The following is a 17982-nucleotide window of genomic DNA, read 5'->3' as shown; positions in this document are numbered from 1 at the left end:
CGTGGAGACCACCATGCACCGCACCCTGCTTGCCGCGATCACCGCGGCGATCGCCACGGCGCTCGCGACCGGCTGCGCCAGCACCGACGCGGCGACGACCAGCGAGAGCCCGGCGCCCGCCGCGCGCTTCACCGACGATCCCTATCCCAGCACCTACCGCGCCATCGCCGCGCCGCCGGTGCTCATATCCGGCGCGACGGTCCTCACCGGCAGCGGCGAGCGCCTGGATGGTGCCGACGTGCTGCTCCAGGACGGCAAGGTGGTGGCGGTGGGCAGCGGCCTGGCCGCGCCGGCCAACGCCACGCGCGTCGACGGCACCGGCAAGTGGGTGACGCCTGGCCTGATCGACGTGCATTCGCACCTGGGCGTGTATCCCAGCCCCGGCGCCAGCGCGCACAGCGACGGCAACGAGGCCACCGCGCCGGTGACCGCCAACGTCTGGGCCGAGCATTCCGTGTGGCCGCAGGATCCGGGGTTCCACACCGCGCTGGCCGGCGGCGTGACCTCGATGCAGGTGCTGCCCGGCTCGGCGAACCTGGTCGGCGGTCGCGGCGTGACGCTCAAGAACGTGTCGGCCACCACCATGCAGGGAATGAAATTCCCGGGCGCGCCCTGGGGCCTGAAGATGGCCTGCGGCGAGAATCCCAAGCGCGTGTACGGCCAGAAGGGCGGGCCGTCAACGCGCATGGGCAACGTCGCCGGCTACCGCGCCGCCTTCATCGATGCCAGCGAATACCGCAAGAAGCGCGGCAAGGGCGGCGCGGGGAACGGCAAGGACGCCGGCAAGCGCGACCTCAAGCTCGACACCCTGGCCGCGGCGATGGATGGCGACATCCTCGTCCACATCCATTGCTACCGCGCCGACGAAATGGCGGTGATGCTGGACCTGGCGCGCGAGTTCGGCTTCAAGGTGTCCGCGTTCCACCACGGCGTGGAGGCCTACAAGATCGCCGACCGGCTTGCAGCCGAAGGCGTGTGCGGCGCACTGTGGGCCGACTGGTGGGGCTTCAAGATGGAGGCCTTCGACGGCATCCAGGAGAACATCGCCCTGGTCGACCGGCCCGCCAACGGCTGCGCGATCGTGCATTCCGATTCCTCCGAAGGCATCCAGCGGCTCAACCAGGAAGCCGCCAAGGTGATGGCCCATGCCCGCCGCGCCGGCATGGACATCCCGCCGGAGCGTGCGATCCGCTGGATCACGCAGAACCCGGCCAAGGCCATGGGTATCCTCGACCGCACCGGCACCCTCGCGCCGGGCAAGATGGCCGACGTGGTGCTGTGGAACGGCAACCCCTTCAGCGTCTACGCGCGCGCCGAACAGGTCTACGTGGACGGCGCCCGGGTCTTCGATCGCAACGACCCGACGCGGCAGCCACGCTCGGACTTCATGCTCGGCCAGGGCACCACCAATGGAGGTGCCCCATGAACCGCTTGCCGATGATTGCCGCCGCCGCAGCGTGCCTGTGGCTGGCCGCAGGCGCCGCGTGGGCGCAGGACCTGCTGATCCGCAACGCTACCGTGCACACCGCGACCACGCGCGGCACCTTGCAGAACGCGGACGTCCTGGTGCGCGGCGGCCGGATCGCCGCCGTCGGCAACGGCCTGTCGGCCGGCGGCGCCCAGGTGGTCGACGCCCAGGGCAAGCCGCTGACGCCGGCGCTGTTCGGCGGCGTCACCGGCATCGGACTGGAAGAGGTTTCCGCCGAGGAGGCCACCAGCGACCATGCACTGGCGCTGGGCAGCGGCGCCAAGGACATGGTGGTGCGGCCGGAGTTCGACGTCACGCTGGCCTACAACCCGGACTCGGTGCTGGTTCCGATCGCGCGCGTGGAGGGCATCGGCTTCACCCTGCTCGGCGCCGACGCGACCCCGGGCGGCTCGTTCATCGGCGGCCAGGGCGCCTTGATGCGGCTGGACGGCGGGATCGACCCGGCCGGACCGCGCGTGCTCTTCGTGGAACTCGGCGGCGGTTCGGCGGCCAACCTCACCGGCAAGACGCGCGCCGCGCAGTGGATGCTGCTCGACCAGTTGATCGACGAGATCCGCGGCCGGATTCCGCAAGGCTCGGACATGGCCCTGCTGACGCCGGCCGGTCGTCGCACGCTCGCCCACTACATCGACGGCGGCGGACGCGTGCTGGTCGGCGTGCATCGCGCCGCCGACATCCGCCAGCTGTTGCGCTGGTCGAAGCGCCACGGCGTGCGCATCGCCATCAGCGGCGGCGCCGAGGCCTGGAAGCTGGCACCGGAACTCGCCGCGGCCAGGGTGCCGGTGTTCGTCGATCCGCTGGCCAACCTGCCGGCCAGCTTCGACCAGCTCGGCGCCAGCCTGGAGACCGCCGCGCGCCTGCGTGCCGCGGGCGTGGCCGTGGGCTTCACCCAGGCCGGAGACTCGTCGCACAACGCGCGCAAGATCCGCCAGCTCGCCGGCAATGCCGTCGCCAACGGCCTCCCTTGGGAGGACGGCCTGGCCGGCCTGACCCGCGTGCCGGCCGAGGCCTTCGGCGCCGGCGACCGCATCGGCGGCATCGCACCCGGCATGCGCGCCGACCTGGTGCTCTGGGACGGCGATCCGCTGGAGGTGACCAGCCTCGTGCAACAGGTCTGGCTCGATGGCCGCGCGATGCCGATGCGCACGCGGCAGACGGAACTGTTCGAACGCTACCTGCGCACGGCACCGAGCATCGAGGGCGGCGACATGCCGCGCGCCTATCCGGCGACGGTGCGCTAGGCACCGCCCGCTGCACCACGTCCGCACCCGGGGCATGCGAGCCCGGAGCCAGCCGGGCTGCCCGGTGGCGGCGTTGGCGGCGGCATGATCGCGGCGCTGGCGCACGGTCATGTGGGCGGGCACAACATTTCCACCCCTGGCCAGCGAGGACAACGAGGCATGACGATGCAAGGCTCCGGTGCGACGCTTACCTGGTACCACGACTTCATCTCGCCCTTCGCCTACCTGCATTGGCCGAAGGTGCGGGCGCTGATGCAAACGCACGCCGTGGAGGTGGTGCCGATCCTGTTCGCCGCGGTCTTGGAGGCCAACGGGCACAAGGGGCCCGCGGAGATCCCCGCCAAGCGCACCTTCACCTACCGCCACGTGCTCTGGCAGGCGCGGCGTCGCGGCACCCCGCTGCGCTTCCCGCCGGCGCATCCGTTCAATCCACTGGCGGCGCTGCGGCTGGCCGTGGCCGCCGGCAACACGCCCGAGGCGACGACGGCGATCTACGACTGGATCTGGGCGCAGGGGCGCGATGCCGGCAGCGTGGAGGCGCTCGCACCCTTGCTGCGCGAACTCGGCGTCGCCGCCGACGCGCTGGGCAGCGACGAGGGGAAGTCGACCCTGCGCGCCAATACCGAGGCGGCGATCGCCGCGGGCGTGTTCGGCGTGCCGACGCTGGCGGTGGGGAGCGACCTGTTCTGGGGCGACGACGCCCACGCGTTCGCGGTCTCCGTGCTCGAGGAGCCGTCCCTGCTCGCCGAGGCCGAGATGCAACGCGTCGCGTCGCTGCCGGTGGGCGTGCGTCGCGCCTGAGGCACCGCTCGCGAGGCGCCGCGAGATCGCCGCACCGCGACCCTGGCAGGCGCCCGGCCGTGCCGTTGACGCCATCGCAGCGCATGCGACGTTACGCTGGCCACTGCCCCTCGCCCGGAGACACCCATGGCCACGCGCTACTACATCCGCATTCCCGACGCCGAGCAGGCGCAGGCCGCCGGCGAGTTCGGCTTCCGATCCCGCGGCGCCGAAGGGCTGGCCGCCGAGCTGCAGGACGCGTTGCGCAGCGACGCGCTGTTCCAGCGCTGGCGCGCGACGCAGGATGATCCTGACGCCGTCGATCCCTCGATGGGCGCCACCGACCCGGACGCGACCGTGCTCGGCGAGCCCGACGACCTGCATGCCGACCTGATCGTGACCACGACGCTGCCCGGCGGCTTGTTCAAGCATCGCCTGCGCCTGCTGGCCGGCAACACCTGGCAGCTGCGCGATGTGTCGGCGGCCTGAGGGCTCCGACGTCACGCCGCATTGGCGCTTCGCCCTCCTCGCCGCGTCGTTCCGTCCCCGGGCGGCGTTCCACGCTAGCCCCTGCCCACGACGGGACGCATGAGCACGCCGGTGCTGTTGTCATGGAGCGGCGGCAAGGACGCCGCGTGGGCGCTGCACGTCTTGCACCAGCGCGACGACGTCGCCGTCGTCGGCCTGCTGACCACGATCACCGAGGGCTACGAGCGCATCGCCATGCAGGGGATCCGCGTCGAGGTGCTACGCGCGCAGGCCGAAGCCGCCGGGTTGCCGGTCGTTGAATCGCGGATGCCGCAACACGCCAGCAACGAGATCTACGAAGCCGCGTTCGCCCAGGCGCTGGCGGATGCGGGTGCCCGCTGGCCGGGGCTGCGCGACATCGCCTTCGGCGACCTGTTCCTGGCCGACATCCGCGCGTGGCGGGAAGCGCTGTGCGCGCGGCTGGGGTGGACGGCCCGGTTCCCGATCTTCGACCCCTCGCCGGGGCATACCGCGCGCACGGCCCGGGCGATGCACGCGGCCGGATTGCGCGCGCACCTGTGCTGCGTGGACACCGCACAGCTCGATGCAGGGTTCGCGGGCCGTGCCTTCGACCAGGCCCTGCTCGACGCCCTGCCCGAATGCGTCGACCCTTGCGGGGAGAACGGCGAGTTCCACACTTGCGTGCGGGCCGGACCGATGTTCGCGCAGGGCATCGACCTCCAACCCGGCCGGACCGTGCTGCGCGACGGGCGTTTCGCGTACACGGACTTCCGCTTGCCCCGCTCTCGGGGCCCACTGGCCAACGCAACCGCCTGACCTTTCCGGACGGCGCCCGACCTCAGGAATCCTGCAGGGGCGGGGCGCGCCTGCAAACGCAGGCGCATCGATGGCGCAGCGCCGGGCTGGGCCTGCAGGCCCCGTGCATCGCCGCACGGCGGGCGGCGCAACGAAGTTGCGGGCTACGCTTTGCGGCGCAGGGCCCGGGCATGGTGCGCGATGTGCTCGCCGATGAAGCTGGCGATGAAGTAATAGCTGTGGTCGTAGCCGGGCTGCAGCCGCAGGGTCAACGGGTGCCCGGCGGCGTCGCAGGCAGCCTGGAGCAGCTCGGGTTTGAGTTGTCCGGAAAGGAATTCGTCGTCGCCCCCTTGGTCGACCAGCAGCGGCAGCCGCTCCTCCGCGCCCGCGACCAGCGCGACCGCGTCGTACGCCGCCCAGGCATCGCGATCGGCACCGAGGTAGGCGCCGAACGCCTTTTCGCCCCAGGGCACGCGCGACGGCGCCACGATGGGCGAGAACGCCGACACACTGCGGTAGCGCCCCGGGTTGCGCAGCGCGATCACCAACGCCCCGTGCCCGCCCATCGAATGCCCGCTGATCGCGCGCGCGCCGCTGGCCACGGGATCGGCTTCCACCCATGCCGGCAGCTCGTCGACGATGTAGTCGTACATGCGGTAGTGCGCGTCCCAAGGCGCCTGCGTGGCATTGACGTAGAACCCGGCGCCCTGGCCCAGGTCGTAGCCCTCGGCATCGGCGACGGCGTCGCCGCGCGGACTGGTGTCCGGGGCGACCAGGATGAGGCCGTGCTCGGCCGCGTGGCGTTGCGCGCCAGCCTTGGTGATGAAGTTCTGCGCGCTGCAGGTCAGGCCCGACAGCCAGTACAGCACCGGGCAGGGTCCGTGGTCGGGGTGGCCGGGGTCGGCCTGCGGCGGGAAATAGACGCCGACTTCCATGTCGCAGTCCAGCACCTCGGAGCGATGCCGGTAGACGTCCTGCCAGCCGCCGAAGCTGGCGTGGTGTTCGATGCGTTCCATGTGGATTCCGATCGATTGCTGTGGATTGGCCCCTCTCCGGCGTGCGGGGTGAGGGGAGGCGTTTGCGAACCACCGGTTCGTGCGTCACGGAACGCCAGGACGTTTTGCGCGAGGGCCGGGGCGCGAAGCGGAGGGCGGGGAAAGAGTGCGTCGGTAGAAGCGCCCTCATCCGGCCCTTCGCGTCCCCTTCTCCCGCAGGCGGGAGAAGGGGAGGTCAGAAATGGATCACCGTGCGGATCGACTTGCCTTCATGCATCAGCTCGAAGGCCTCGTTGATGCGCTCCAGCGGCAGGGTGTGGGTGATGAAGGGATCGAGGTCGATCTCGCCGCGCATCGACTGCTCGACCATGCCCGGCAATTCGGTGCGACCGCGCACGCCGCCGAAGGCGGTGCCGCGCCAGACGCGGCCGGTCACCAGCTGGAACGGCCGCGTGCGGATCTCCTGCCCGGCGCCGGCGACGCCGATGATGACGCTCTCGCCCCAGCCCTTGTGGCAGCACTCCAGCGCCGCGCGCATCACGTCGACGTTGCCGATGCATTCGAAGCTGTAGTCGACGCCGCCGTCGGTCATCTCGACGATGACGTCCTGGATCGGCTTGTCGTGATCCTTGGGGTTGACGCAGTCGGTCGCGCCCATCGACCGGGCCAGCTCGAACTTCCCGGGGTTGGTGTCGATGGCCAGGATGCGTCCGGCCTTCGCCTGCTTCGCGCCCTGGATCACCGCCAGCCCGATGCCGCCGAGTCCGAACACCGCCACGCTGTCGCCGGGCTGCACCTTGGCCGTGTTGTGCACGGCACCGATGCCGGTGGTGACGCCGCAGCCCAGCAGGCACACCTTCTCCAGCGCCGCCTCCGGGTTCACCACGGCCAGCGAGATCTCCGGCACCACGGTGTATTCGCTGAAGGTGCTGCAACCCATGTAGTGGTGGATGGGTTTTCCCTGGTACGAGAACCGCGTGGTGCCGTCGGGCATCAGGCCCTTGCCCTGGGTGGCGCGCACCGCCTGGCACAGGTTGGTCTTGCCCGACTTGCAGAACTTGCACTGCCGGCATTCGGCCGTGTACAGCGGGATGACGTGGTCGCCCGGCTTGACGCTGGCGACTCCTTCGCCGACCTCGACCACCACCCCGCCGCCCTCGTGCCCGAGCACCGAGGGGAAGATGCCCTCCGGGTCGTCGCCACTGAGCGTGAAGGCGTCGGTGTGGCAGACGCCGGTGGCGTGGATCCTGACCAGCACTTCGCCGGCCCTGGGCGGTTCGACGTCGATCTCGACGATTTCAAGGGGCTTTCCGGCCTCGAAGGCGACGGCGGCACGTGACTTCATGGATCGCTCCGGGATTCGGGCTTCCCAGTATGGCGCGAGGCCGCCGCGGGCGTCATGGCGCCCCGGCCCGGCGCCCCTGACCGGTCCACGCCGCCGCATGCGTTGCCACGAAGCACCTCCGGCAACCTGCGAGGAGAAAGGCCATGCAACTCCGCCGCTCCCTTCCCCTGTCCGCCGCCCTGGTCCTGTGCCTGTCGACCTGCGAGGCACCGCAGCCCCGCGGCGCGGTACCGGCCACCACCGTGGTGCCATCCGCCGCGCCGCCGTTGTTCGAGACCTTCGGCGACCTGCACCGCGACATCGGGACCCCCGTCCCGGCGGCCCAGCGGTATTTCGACCAAGGGCTGCGACTGGCCTACGGCTTCAACCACGAGGCCGCGGGCCGGGCGTTCGCTGAGGCCGCGCGGCTGGATCCCGCCTGCGCGGCCTGCGCCTGGGGCCAGGCGCTGGTGCTCGGGCCGAACATCAACCTGCCGATGGATCCGGCGCTCGCGGCGGAAGCGACCCGGCTCGCCCGCCAGGCCCAGGCGCTGTCGGCGACCGCGCGGCCCGCGGACCGCGCGTTGATCGACGCGCTGGTGCTGCGCTACGCCGCTCCCGCGCCGGAGGACCGGAGCGCGCTGGATGTCGCCTACGCCGATGCGATGCGGGCCGCCGCCGCGGCCTTCGCCGACGATGACGACATCGCCACCCTGCACGCCGAGGCGCGCATGGACCTCTCGCCGTGGGCGTACTGGACAAAAGACGGCGCGCCGACCGAGCACACCCCGGAAATCCTGGCCACGCTCGAGCGCGTGCTCCGGCGCAACCCGCGGCATGTCGGCGCGATGCACTACTACATCCACGCCACCGAGGCCTCCAACGACCCGGGCCGCGCCGAGCCCTACGCCGACGCCATCGCCGCGCTCGCGCCCGGGTCCGGGCACCTGGTGCACATGCCGGCGCATACCTACATCCGCATCGGCCGCTACCACGACGCGACCCTGACCAACTTCGCCGCCACCACCGCCGACAAGGCCTTCCTCGCCGTGTGCGGCGGCAGCAACGGCGTCTATCCGCTGGGCTACGTGCCGCACAACTGGCATTTCGCGGCGATGACCGCGTCGCTGACCGGTTCGCGCACGCTGGCGCTGGAGGCCGCGCGGCAGACGGCGGCCCGGGCCGACCACGACCAGCTTGAAGCGCTCAATTTCATGCAGCAATTCATCGTCGCGCCCTTGATGGCGCGGGTGCGCTTCGGCGACTGGGACTGGATCCTGTCCCAGGCCGCCCCGCCCTCGACCCTGCCCTATCCGACCGCGATCTGGCATTTCGCGCGCGGGATGGCGGCCACCCGCACGGGCGACCACGCAGCCGCGGCCCGCGAGCTGTCCGCACTCGAAGCGGTCGCCCGCGACCCGGCGATGGAGGCCCTCGTGCTGTGGGACATCAACGGCGCCGACAAGGTGCTGGCGGTCGCCTCCGCGATGCTGCGCGGGGAGCTGGCGCTGGCGCGGCGCGAGCGCGAAGCCGGCATCGCGGCACTGCGCGAGGCCGCACGCGCCGAGGACGCGCTGCGCTACAACGAGCCGGCCGACTGGCCGCTTCCGGTCCGGCCCTACCTGGGCGCGGCCCTGCTGGACGCCGGTCGCGCCCGGGAGGCTGCCGACGCGTACGCGGAGGATCTCCGGGCCTATCCGCGCAACGGCTGGTCGTTGTACGGGCTGGCGCAGGCGCAGCGCGCCTCGGGCGACGCGAGCGCGGCCAGCGAGAGCATGGCCGCCTACGCCGAGGCCTGGCAGTGGGCCGACGCCCCCCTGGTGGCGTCCCGGTACTAGCGGCCCGACCGGCGCGTTTGCGCTGCACGCGGCCGGCGAGCGCCCTCAGCCGGTGTTCTGGATGCCGGCCGCGATGCCGTTGACGGTTGCCATCAGCGCCCGCAACGTGGCGTCGTCCTGGCGACCGTCCTCGCGCCATCGGCGCAGCAGCTCCACCTGCAGCAGGCTGATCGGGTCCACGTAGGGGTTGCGCAGGCGGATCGACAGCCGCAGGCGCGGGTCGTGGCTCAGCAGGTCCTGCTCGTCGCGCAGGGCGAGCACGGCGTCGCGCGTGTCCCGGTGCGCAGCGGCGATGCCGGGGAACAGGGCATCGTGCAGGTCGCCCGACAGGCGCGAGTAACGCTCGAAGATGCCGATGTCGGACTTGGCGAGCGCCATCTCCATGTCGTCGAGCAGGGTGCCGAAGAACGGCCAGTCGCGCGCCATCTCCGCCATCGCCTCCCGTCCATGCCGCTCGATGCCATGCCGGAGCGCATGGCCGACGCCGTACCACGCGGTCAGCGCCGAGCGATTCTGCGACCACGCGAACACCCACGGGATCGCGCGCAGGTTGGCGATGCCGCCCTCGCGCCGCCGCGACGGACGCGAGCCGATCTGCAGGCGCTCGATCAGGTCGATCGGCGTCGCGGTGCGGAAATAGTCGTCGAAGCGCGGATCGTCGTAGACCAGGGCGCGATAGCGCTCGCGGGCGACGCCGGCCAGTTCGGCCCCGATCTCGCGCCAGCGGTCCTCGCGCGCATCCACGGGCCGCGGCCGCAGGCTGGCGCGCAGCACGGCCCCGGTGGTCTGCTCCAGGTTGCGCAGTGCCAGGGCGCGGATCCCGTATTTGCGATGGATGACCTCGCCCTGCTCGGTGACGCGCAGGGTCCCGGCCACCGAACCGCGCGGCGCGGCGAGGATGGCGCGTTCGGTCTTGCCGCCGCCACGGCTGACCGAGCCGCCACGGCCATGGAAGAACGCGATGCGCACGCCCGAGGCCTGCGCCAGCGCGGTCAGCGCGACCTGGGTGCGCTGCAGTGCCCAGCGCGAGGCGAGCAGGCCGCCATCCTTGGCGCTGTCGGAATACCCGAGCATCACGGTCTGGCGATCGCCGCGCGCGCGCAGGTGGACGCGGTACGCGGGATCGTCGAAGAGTGCGCGCATCACCGCCGGCGCGGCCTCCAGGTCGGCCACGGTTTCGAACAGCGGCGCCACGTCCAGCGGTACCTGGCCGTCCTCGACGCAACCGGCCAGCCGCGCCAGGGCGAGCACCGCGAGCGCATCGGCGGCGCTGCGGCTCATGCTGACGATGTACGGCCCGATCGCGTCGCGCCCGAAGCGGCGGCGGGCCTCGACCACGGCACGGAAGACGTCCAGCGTGGATCGGGCGATGCCGTCGTCGTCGACCACCCCGCGCGCGGGATCGCCGGCGACCAGCGCATGCAAGCGCTCGACGCGGGCCGACACGTCGCGATCGGCCCAACCGGGGTCGCCGTCGATCACGCCCAGGGCTTCGTCGTGCCAGGCCGAATCCTGCCGCAGGTCGAGCGCCGCCAGGTGGAAGCCGAACGCCTGCAACCGGCGCATGATCCGGCGCAGCGCGAACCGGCCGGCGTGTTCACCGCGATGGCGCGACAGGCTGGCGTCGATCGCCGACAGGTCCGCCAGCATCGCGGCGGGGCCGTCGTAGCCCGCCTCGTGCCCGTCCCCGGTAGCGCGCAGGCGCGTGATCACCAGTTCCAGCAGTTGCCGGTACGGCATGTCGGCCTGGCGCGGGTTGGGCGGCGGCGGGTCCGGCAGGCTGGCGCGATACGCCTCGATCCGCGCATCGATCGCGTCGTCGATGCCGACGCGCTCGCGGGTCTGGGTCAGCACCCCGGCCAGTCGGCGGAGGTCGACCCGGTAGTTGCGCAGCACCTGTGCGCGCTGCGCCGACAGCGCGGCGAGGATGGTGCCGGCGCCGACGTTGGGGTTGCCGTCCATGTCGCCGCCGACCCAGGTGCCGAAGCGCAGCAGGGGCGGCAGCGTGGGGCGTTCGCCGTACACGCGTTCGATGGCGGCGGCGAAGGTCTCATGGAACACCGGCAGCACCCGGTACAGCACCTCGCCCAGGTAGAAACCGACGTGGTCGCGCTCGTCGGCGACGGTCGGCCGGGTCGGCGGGGTTTCCGAGGTCTGCCAGGTCGCGGTGAGCGCCAGGCGGATGCGCTCGAGGTCCGAGTCGCGCTCGGCGGGCGTGCGGGTGCGGTCGATGTCGGCCACCAGCCGGCGCACGATCTCGTGCTCTTTCTCCAGCAGCACGCGGCGCACGGCCTCGGTGGGGTGCGCGGTGAACACCGGTTCGATGTGCAGGCGCGGCAGCAACGCCGCCACGTCCTCGTACCCCACGCCATCGGCCTGCAGCGCGCGCAGGGTCGCCTCCAGCCCGCCAGGCTGCGGGGCGCCGCCGGCACGCTGGTAGTCGCGGCGACGGCGGATGCGATGCACGCGCTCGGCGATGTTGGTGGCCCCGAAATAGGCGGCGAAGGCACGTACCAGCGCGTCGGCATCCGCCAGCGGCACCTGTGCCAGTTCGGCGGCCAGCGCATCGGGCGCCTCGCCCTGTTCGCGGCGCAGGATGGCCGCGCGGCGCAGCGCCTCGACCCGGGCAAGGAAATCTGGCGACAGCTGTTCGGCGAGCATGTCGCCGACCAGCGCGCCGAGCACGCGCACGTCGTCGCGCAGCAGGTCATCGGTCTTCGCGAACGCAAGGTCGTCGCGCAGCGGGTCGTGGTCGTCGGCGGGGGCGGCGGTGTCGGTCATGCGCGATAGCCTATCGGAACGCGGGTCGTTACCAACGGCCCGGCCGGCCGGACGCAACGCGGGATGGCAGGCCGCCCCGCCCGGAGGCGCGTCGATCAGTAGGCGAACTCGTGGAACACGCGGTCGATGTCGCCGCCCCACTGGCCGTGGAACAGCGCCAGCTTGCGCTCGGCGGGACTTTCGTTGGCCTCGGCGAACTCGATCAGCGGGGTGAGGAAGTGGCGCTCGTCGCTGCCGTGCGCACTGAGCCGGTTGCGGCGCTGCAGGCCGGCGGCGGAAATCTTCAGCGCCTCCAGGGCGAGGTCCCGCAGCGTGCCGTCGCGGAACGGCGTCTTCAGCGCCAGCCGCGGCACGCCGTCGCGCAGCTGGTTGCGCTCGGCCATGCTGAAATCCTTCACCAGGTCCCAGGCGGCATCGAGCGCGGCATCGTCGTAGAGCAGCCCGGTCCAGAACGCCGGCAACGCGCACAGCCGGTTCCACGGCCCGCCGTCCGCGCCACGCATCTCCAGGTACTGCTTCATGCGCACTTCGGGGAAGGCCGTGGTCATGTGGTCCGACCAGTCCCGCAGGGTGGGCAACGCGCCGGGCAGCGCCGGCAGCCGGCCCTGCATGAAGTCGCGGAAGCTCTGCCCGCTGGCATCAACGTAGGTGCCGTCGCGGTAGCTGAAGTACATCGGCACGTCGAGGATGTAGTCGACGTAGCGCTCGTAGCCGAAGCCGTCCTCGAACACGAAGTCGAGCATGCCGGTGCGGTCGGCGTCCGTGTCGGTCCAGATGTGCGAGCGGTAGCTGAGGTATCCGTTGGGCTTGCCTTCGGTGAACGGCGAGTCGGCGAACAGCGCGGTCGCCACCGGCTGCAGCGCCAGCGACACCCGGAACTTCTTCACCATGTCGGCCTCGGACGCGAAGTCGAGGTTGACCTGCACGGTGCAGGTGCGGGTCATCATGTCCAGGCCGAGCGCGCCGACCCTGGGCATGTAGGCGCGCATGATCTTGTAGCGGCCCTTGGGCATCCACGGCATGTCCTCGCGACGCCACTTGGGCTGGAAGCCCATGCCCAGGAAACCCAGCCGCAGCTCGTCGGCGACGGTCTTGACCTCGTACAGGTGCGAACCGACCTCGCTGCAGGTCTGGTGGATGCTCTCCAGCATCGCGCCGGACAGTTCCAGCTGACCGGCAGGCTCGAGCGTCACCGACGCGCCGTTCTTGTGCAGGGCGATGGTGCGGCCGTGCTCGGTCACCGGCTCCCAGCCGAATCGCGTCAGTCCCGTCAGCAACGCCTCGATGCCGCGCTCGCCATCGAATCCCGGCGGCCGCAGGTCGTCGAGGCGGAAGCCGAACTTCTCGTGCTCGGTACCGATGCGCCAGTCTGCCTTCGGCTTCTCGCCCGCGGCCACGTACGCCACGAGCTGGTCGCGATCGGTGATCGGGGTATCGGCGACGTGGCTGGGGCTGGACATGGCGATCGCTCGGGGGAAGTGGGGGACGATCTGCGGGCACGGGCCTTGCTTCGCAATGCGGCATCATAGCCGCGCGCCGCGACCGGGGCATTGCCGGATCGGCACGGCTGTGTTCTGTTTCATCCACCGGCGGCCGCCCAGTCGCCACGATTGGAGACAGGCCATGGTGCCGGTGTACGACGCTGCGCACGCCACCGACGCCCATCTGATCAAGCATCTGCTGGAAGATGCGGGCATCCCGAGCTACATCCGTGGCGAACACCTGCAGGGCGGGCTCGGCGAACTCCCGGTGCACGGACTGGTCAGTGTCTGCGTGCCGGAGAGCGAAGCGTTGCGCGCACGCGCGATTGTCGTCGAGTGGCAGGAAGGGGTGCCAGGTGGAGACGATCTCGACGAGTGAACCAGGTCGCCGTGGTCCGGTGCATCGGTCCAGGCCGATCGTCCTGCACCCGATGAAGCGGTTGCGTCATGGATGTCCACCTCGAAGAGGCAGGCGAGCAAACGATCGATAGGGCGCGGCAAGTTCGGGGATGGATCGGACTTGCAACTTGAATCACGCGCACGTGTGCGCTTTCTCGACGCTCTGCTAGAACTCGAGCCAGCGCCCCACCACCGCCCGCGCCTCCTCCACCCCCAGCTTCGACTCGCCGGAAAACGTCTGCACGCCCACGGTATCGCCGTAGGCCGACGACAGCTCCCGCCGCACCGCCTGCAGCGCGTTGGCCGCGGCACCCCGCGAGAGCTTGTCGGCCTTGGTCAGCAAGGCGTGCGCGGGCAGCCCGCGCTCCACGGCGTAGCCCAGCATCTGCCGGTCGTAGTCCTTGAGCGGATGGCGGATGTCCATCACCACCACCAGGCCGCGCAGGGCGAAGCGGTTGCGGAAGTAGCCGGCCAGGAACGCCTGCCAGTGCGCCTGCAGGTCCTTGGGCACCTTGGCGTAGCCGTAGCCGGGCAGGTCGACCAGGTAGCGGGCCTGGTCGCTGGCGACCTCGGCCGCGCCGCCGCTGCCGGCGGTGACGTCGAAGAACACCAGCTGCTGGGTGCGCCCCGGCGTCTTGGAGACCCGCGCCAGCGCGTTCTGCTGGCACAGGGCGTTGAGCGCGGTGGACTTGCCGGCATTGGACCTGCCCGCGAAGGCGACCTCGAAACCGCCGTCGGGCGGCAGCTGGCGCGGGGTATGGGCGGCGAGCAGGTAACGGGCACGGGCGAGGGGATTGGCCATGGGCATAGCTTCTCACGCGAACCCGCCCGGCCACGCCCGTTTGACCGCCCCGCGGCCCGCAACGATAATTTCAGGCCCTGCGGCTGCCGCCGCCGGAACCGCAACCGCACGCCTTGGCGACGGCCCCTGCCGCCGCACCCAGATCCTCGGAGCCATGCAATGCGCAATGCCCGCGCCTACGCCTTCGCCGGTTTCGCCGCCCTCGTGGCCGGTGCGGTCGCCTACGCCCAGACCACGGTGATGCCGCTGCCGGAGAACGAGCCCGTCGAGACCATGCCGCTGGACGCCAACGCGGTCGCGGCGCTGGCCCAGGCCAATCCCGGCGACCCGAAGGCCGGCGCGACGAAGGCCGGCGCCTGCGCCGCCTGCCACGGCCTGGATGGCAACGGCACCGACCCCGCCATTTATCCGCGCATCGCCGGCCACAGCGAGCGCTACATTGCCCGCCAGCTGGCGCTGTTCAAGAGCGGCGAGCGCGTCAACGCCATCATGCAGCCGTATGCCGCCCCCCTGAGCGCGCAGGACATGCGCGACCTTGGCGCCTATTTCGCCACCCAGGAAACCGGCGCCGGCATCGCCGACGACACCGAGATCGCCGAAGGCCCCTACGCCGGCATGAAGTTCTACCAGGTCGGCGAGAAGCTGTTCCGCAGCGGCGACGTGGCCCGCGGCATCCCGGCCTGCATGGCCTGCCACGGCCCGGACGGCGCGGGCAACCCCGGCCCGCCCTACCCGCACGTCGCCGGGCAGCAGGCCTGGTACAGCGCGCGCCGCCTGCAGGAGTACCGCGCGGGCGAGACCAGCGAGCGGGACCGCACCCAGTTCGCCATCATGGCGTCCGTGGCCGAGTCGCTGACCGACGAGGAAATCAGCGCCCTGGCAAGCTACCTGCAAGGCCTCCATGCGCGGCCCGACGCCGCGATGCTGGCCGCGATCGCCCGGATGCCGGCCGCGGCCGCGCCGGCGCCGCCGGCACCGCCGGCGACACCCGCCACCCTGCCCCCGTCCACCGGCGGCGAGGTGCAGGACGAGGCCGCAGCCGTGGACGAGACCCCGTCGCAAGGGTCGTGAGCCACCAGCCTGGACTGGCCTGGCGGGAACTTCGCGGCATGCGAGGGGTCCCACCCTTCACAGCCCTTGAATCACTCCGCCGGCCAGAATCCCTGCGCCGGCGCTTTTTTGCCTGCAGGGAGGCCTTCGCATGATCCATCGCCAGACCTTCGTCCTGCTGGCCGCGCTGACGCTGGCCGGCCTGCTGCCCGTGGCCGGTCACGCCCAGGCCGCCAAGCCCGCGCCCGCACCCGTGGAAGGGGTCGACTACGTCGCCATCGAAGGTGGCCAGCCGTGGCAGCCGCTGGCCGGGAAGATCGAGGTCGTCGAGGTGTTCGCCTACTGGTGCCACCACTGCCGCGATTTCCAGCCAATGGTCGACCAGTGGAGGAAGGGCCTGGCCAAGGACGTCCGGTTCACCTACGTGCCGGCGGCGTTCGACTTGCAGGACAACTACGCCCGCGCTTATTTCGCGGCCGACGCCCTCGGGGCGCAGGGCAAGACCCACCACGCCACGTTCCGTGCGATCCACGACACCCAGGCGATGCCTTCGCGTGGCGTGTCGGTGGAGGAAATCGCGACGTTCTATGATGGCCTCGGCGTCAATGCCAAGCGCACCAGGGCCGCGATGACATCCAAGGCCACCGATGCCCGGATGCAGGCGGCGCGCGAGTTCGCGATCCGCAGCGGCATCGAGGGCACGCCGACGATCGTCGTCAACGGCATCTGGCGTGTCCGCGGACGGACCTTGCCCGACGTCCTGCGCATCACCGATGCCCTGGTCGCCCGCGAGCGGGCCAGGCGCGCCGCATCGACCACCCCCTGATCCACGACACCCCCTTTCGCCACGAGTCCTGCCATGAGCAATTACACGCCGACCAAGTTCGCCACCGCCCTGCTCCTCTCCGTCCTGCTCGCCGCCTGCGGCGGCAACGACGCGCCGGCGCCCGAGACTCCGGCGGCCGAGGCGGCAGGCACCGCCGTGGAACCCACGACCGCGGAACCCGCGCTCGATGCCGTCGAAGGCGAGCCCGCACTCGCCGACGCCCCGGGTGGTGACCCGGCCCCCGCCGATCCCGGCGCTCCGGCCGCGGCCATGCCCGCCGACGCCGCCGGCCTGGTCGCGGGCCGCGACTACGAAGAGATCCCCGGAGGCAAGCCGCTCGAGCCCCTCAACGGCAAGATCGAGGTGGTCGAGGTCTTCAACTACGTCTGCCCGGCCTGCGCAGCGTTCCAGCCACTGGTCAACAGCTGGAAGGCCCGCCTGCCCGCCGACGTGCGCTTCACCTACGTGCCGGCCGCCTTCGGCCCGCGCTGGGACCCCTACGTGCGCGCGTACTACGCCGCCGAGGCGATGGGCATCGCCGAGCGCACCCACGACGCGGTGTTCAATGCACTGCACATCGAGCGCACCCTGAAGGGTGAGCGCGGCGAGGACAGCCCGGCCGAGATCGGAGCCTTCTACGCCAAGCACGGCGTGGATGCGAAGCAGTTCGCCAGCACGATGGCCAGCTTCGCGGTCGACAGCAAGTACAATCGCGCCAAGCAGTTCATCGTCCGCAGCCAGGCCAACTCGACCCCGACGATGATCGTCAACGGCAAGTACCGGATCAAGGGCACCAGTTTCGAGAACATGCTCGAGAACACCAGCGCGATGATCGCGCGCGTACGTGCGCAGGGCAGTGCCGCCGAATAAGCCCGCCAGCGCGTCGGCGGCGCAGACGCTCCGGCTTCTGAGCGCCAACATCCAGGCCGGCTCCAGCACGCGTCGCTACAGCGATTACGCGACGCGGAGCTGGTCGCACGTGCTGCCTGCCGGGCGCAAGCACAGCATGCTCGACACCATCGCCGAGCTCGCCGGCAAGCACGACATCGTCGGCCTGCAGGAGAGCGACCCCGGCAGCCTGCGTTCGGGCTTCACCAACCAGACCCACTACCTGGCCGAGCGCGGCGGGTTCGACTACTGGAGCCACCAGCCCAACCGCCGCGTGGGCAACGTTGCCTCCAGCGCCAACGGACTGCTGAGCAAGTTCGAACCGGTCGAAGTCATCGACCATCCGCTGCCCGGCCGAATCAACGGCCGGGGCGTGCTCATGGCCACCTACGGGGACGACGACGATGCGCTGACGGTCGCCATCGCCCACCTGTCGCTTGGCGTGCAGTCGCGGCGTTCGCAGCTCTCGTTCATCGCCGAGCTGCTGCACGACCATCCGCATGCCGTACTGATGGGCGACTTCAACTGCACCGCCGACTGCGCGGAGATGGGGATCCTCTACCGCCAGACGCGGCTGCAACCGCCGAGCTGCGCCGTGCACACGTTCCCCAGCTGGAAACCGCAACGCGCCATCGACCACATCCTGGTCGGCGACGGCATGTCCTGCCGGGACCTGCAGGCGGTGCCGGCCGCGTTCTCGGACCACCTGGCGTTGTCGGTGGAACTCGACGTGCCGGACGTGGCGCTGCGCAGGTAGGCCCCGTGCCTGGGCCGCGGCGGCGCCGTGCCGTCGCCGGTCCCGCC

At 71.3% G+C, this 17982-nt stretch carries 16 protein-coding genes; 11 read left to right on the top strand and 5 right to left on the bottom strand.

Translation table 11 applies throughout. The annotated features are described in order from the left end of the window. Positions 1 to 13 precede the first annotated feature (13 nt). The 5 genes from ABD970_RS03915 to ABD970_RS03895 all read left to right on the top strand — a co-directional run bounded on the left by ABD970_RS03915 (position 14) and on the right by ABD970_RS03895 (position 4815). Positions 14 to 1426 (top strand): amidohydrolase, encoded by a 1413-nt coding sequence (locus ABD970_RS03915; RefSeq protein ID WP_345294183.1) that lies wholly within the window; start codon positions 14 to 16, stop codon positions 1424 to 1426. Then, entirely contained in the window at positions 1423 to 2730 is a 1308-nt protein-coding gene (locus ABD970_RS03910) for an amidohydrolase family protein (RefSeq protein WP_345294182.1), read from the top strand. Before ABD970_RS03915 ends, ABD970_RS03910 begins: the two co-directional genes overlap by 4 nt. A gap of 159 nt (positions 2731 to 2889) precedes the next feature. Further along, complete coding sequence (locus tag ABD970_RS03905) at positions 2890 to 3531, top strand: 2-hydroxychromene-2-carboxylate isomerase (protein WP_345294181.1); 642 nt, start codon at positions 2890 to 2892, stop codon at positions 3529 to 3531. A 126-nt stretch (positions 3532 to 3657) separates the two neighbouring features. After that, positions 3658 to 3999 carry a hypothetical protein gene (locus tag ABD970_RS03900; protein WP_345294180.1) on the top strand — a complete coding sequence of 114 codons (342 nt, stop codon included), beginning with the start codon at positions 3658 to 3660 and terminating at the stop codon, positions 3997 to 3999. 99 nt (positions 4000 to 4098) lie between these two features. Continuing rightward, positions 4099 to 4815 (top strand): Dph6-related ATP pyrophosphatase, encoded by a 717-nt coding sequence (locus tag ABD970_RS03895; protein WP_345294179.1) that lies wholly within the window; start codon positions 4099 to 4101, stop codon positions 4813 to 4815. 143 nt (positions 4816 to 4958) lie between these two features. Here ABD970_RS03895 and fghA read toward each other — a convergent pair whose 3' ends face one another. Then, positions 4959 to 5810, bottom strand: a complete 852-nt coding sequence (gene fghA / locus ABD970_RS03890) for an S-formylglutathione hydrolase (protein ID WP_345294178.1) — start codon at positions 5808 to 5810, stop codon at positions 4959 to 4961. Between the two features lie 214 nt (positions 5811 to 6024). Then, entirely contained in the window at positions 6025 to 7134 is a 1110-nt protein-coding gene (locus tag ABD970_RS03885; protein WP_345294177.1) for an S-(hydroxymethyl)glutathione dehydrogenase/class III alcohol dehydrogenase, read from the bottom strand. 143 nt (positions 7135 to 7277) lie between these two features. On the opposite strand from ABD970_RS03885, the gene ABD970_RS03880 reads away from it, so the two are divergent. Continuing rightward, the gene (locus ABD970_RS03880) at positions 7278 to 8951 is read left to right on the top strand and encodes a hypothetical protein (RefSeq protein ID WP_345294176.1); all 1674 of its coding nucleotides are present in this window, start codon (positions 7278 to 7280) and stop codon (positions 8949 to 8951) included. Between the two features lie 45 nt (positions 8952 to 8996). Here the strand turns inward: ABD970_RS03880 and ppc are convergent, their stop codons facing one another. Then, on the bottom strand, positions 8997 to 11732 hold the full coding sequence (ppc, locus tag ABD970_RS03875) for a phosphoenolpyruvate carboxylase (protein ID WP_345294175.1): 2736 nt from the start codon (positions 11730 to 11732) through the stop codon (positions 8997 to 8999). A 95-nt stretch (positions 11733 to 11827) separates the two neighbouring features. Next, entirely contained in the window at positions 11828 to 13192 is a 1365-nt protein-coding gene (locus ABD970_RS03870; RefSeq protein WP_345294174.1) for a glutamate--cysteine ligase, read from the bottom strand. Positions 13193 to 13355: 163 nt separating this feature from the next. On the opposite strand from ABD970_RS03870, the gene ABD970_RS03865 reads away from it, so the two are divergent. Next, positions 13356 to 13592, top strand: coding sequence for a putative signal transducing protein (locus ABD970_RS03865; protein ID WP_345294173.1), 237 nt, complete (start codon positions 13356 to 13358; stop codon positions 13590 to 13592). A 186-nt stretch (positions 13593 to 13778) separates the two neighbouring features. Here ABD970_RS03865 and yihA read toward each other — a convergent pair whose 3' ends face one another. Continuing rightward, positions 13779 to 14414, bottom strand: coding sequence for a ribosome biogenesis GTP-binding protein YihA/YsxC (gene yihA / locus ABD970_RS03860; RefSeq protein WP_345294172.1), 636 nt, complete (start codon positions 14412 to 14414; stop codon positions 13779 to 13781). 159 nt (positions 14415 to 14573) lie between these two features. On the opposite strand from yihA, the gene ABD970_RS03855 reads away from it, so the two are divergent. The 4 genes from ABD970_RS03855 (at position 14574) to ABD970_RS03840 (ending at position 17935) form a co-directional block, all read left to right on the top strand. Continuing rightward, positions 14574 to 15485, top strand: a complete 912-nt coding sequence (locus ABD970_RS03855; protein ID WP_345294171.1) for a c-type cytochrome — start codon at positions 14574 to 14576, stop codon at positions 15483 to 15485. A 130-nt stretch (positions 15486 to 15615) separates the two neighbouring features. After that, positions 15616 to 16290, top strand: coding sequence for a thiol:disulfide interchange protein DsbA/DsbL (locus ABD970_RS03850; RefSeq protein ID WP_345294170.1), 675 nt, complete (start codon positions 15616 to 15618; stop codon positions 16288 to 16290). A gap of 33 nt (positions 16291 to 16323) precedes the next feature. Further along, positions 16324 to 17160, top strand: a complete 837-nt coding sequence (locus ABD970_RS03845) for a thiol:disulfide interchange protein DsbA/DsbL (protein WP_345294169.1) — start codon at positions 16324 to 16326, stop codon at positions 17158 to 17160. Continuing rightward, the gene (locus ABD970_RS03840; protein ID WP_345294168.1) at positions 17147 to 17935 is read left to right on the top strand and encodes an endonuclease/exonuclease/phosphatase family protein; all 789 of its coding nucleotides are present in this window, start codon (positions 17147 to 17149) and stop codon (positions 17933 to 17935) included. The genes ABD970_RS03845 and ABD970_RS03840 overlap by 14 nt, the downstream gene beginning before the upstream one ends. Positions 17936 to 17982: the final 47 nt, after the last annotated feature.

Origin of the sequence: Luteimonas vadosa (assembly GCF_039543545.1) — a bacterium.
Taxonomy (GTDB): Bacteria; Pseudomonadota; Gammaproteobacteria; order Xanthomonadales; family Xanthomonadaceae; genus Luteimonas; species Luteimonas vadosa.
Note: the sequence above shows the minus strand (reverse complement) of the source record. Positions and strands in the feature narration are given on the sequence as shown.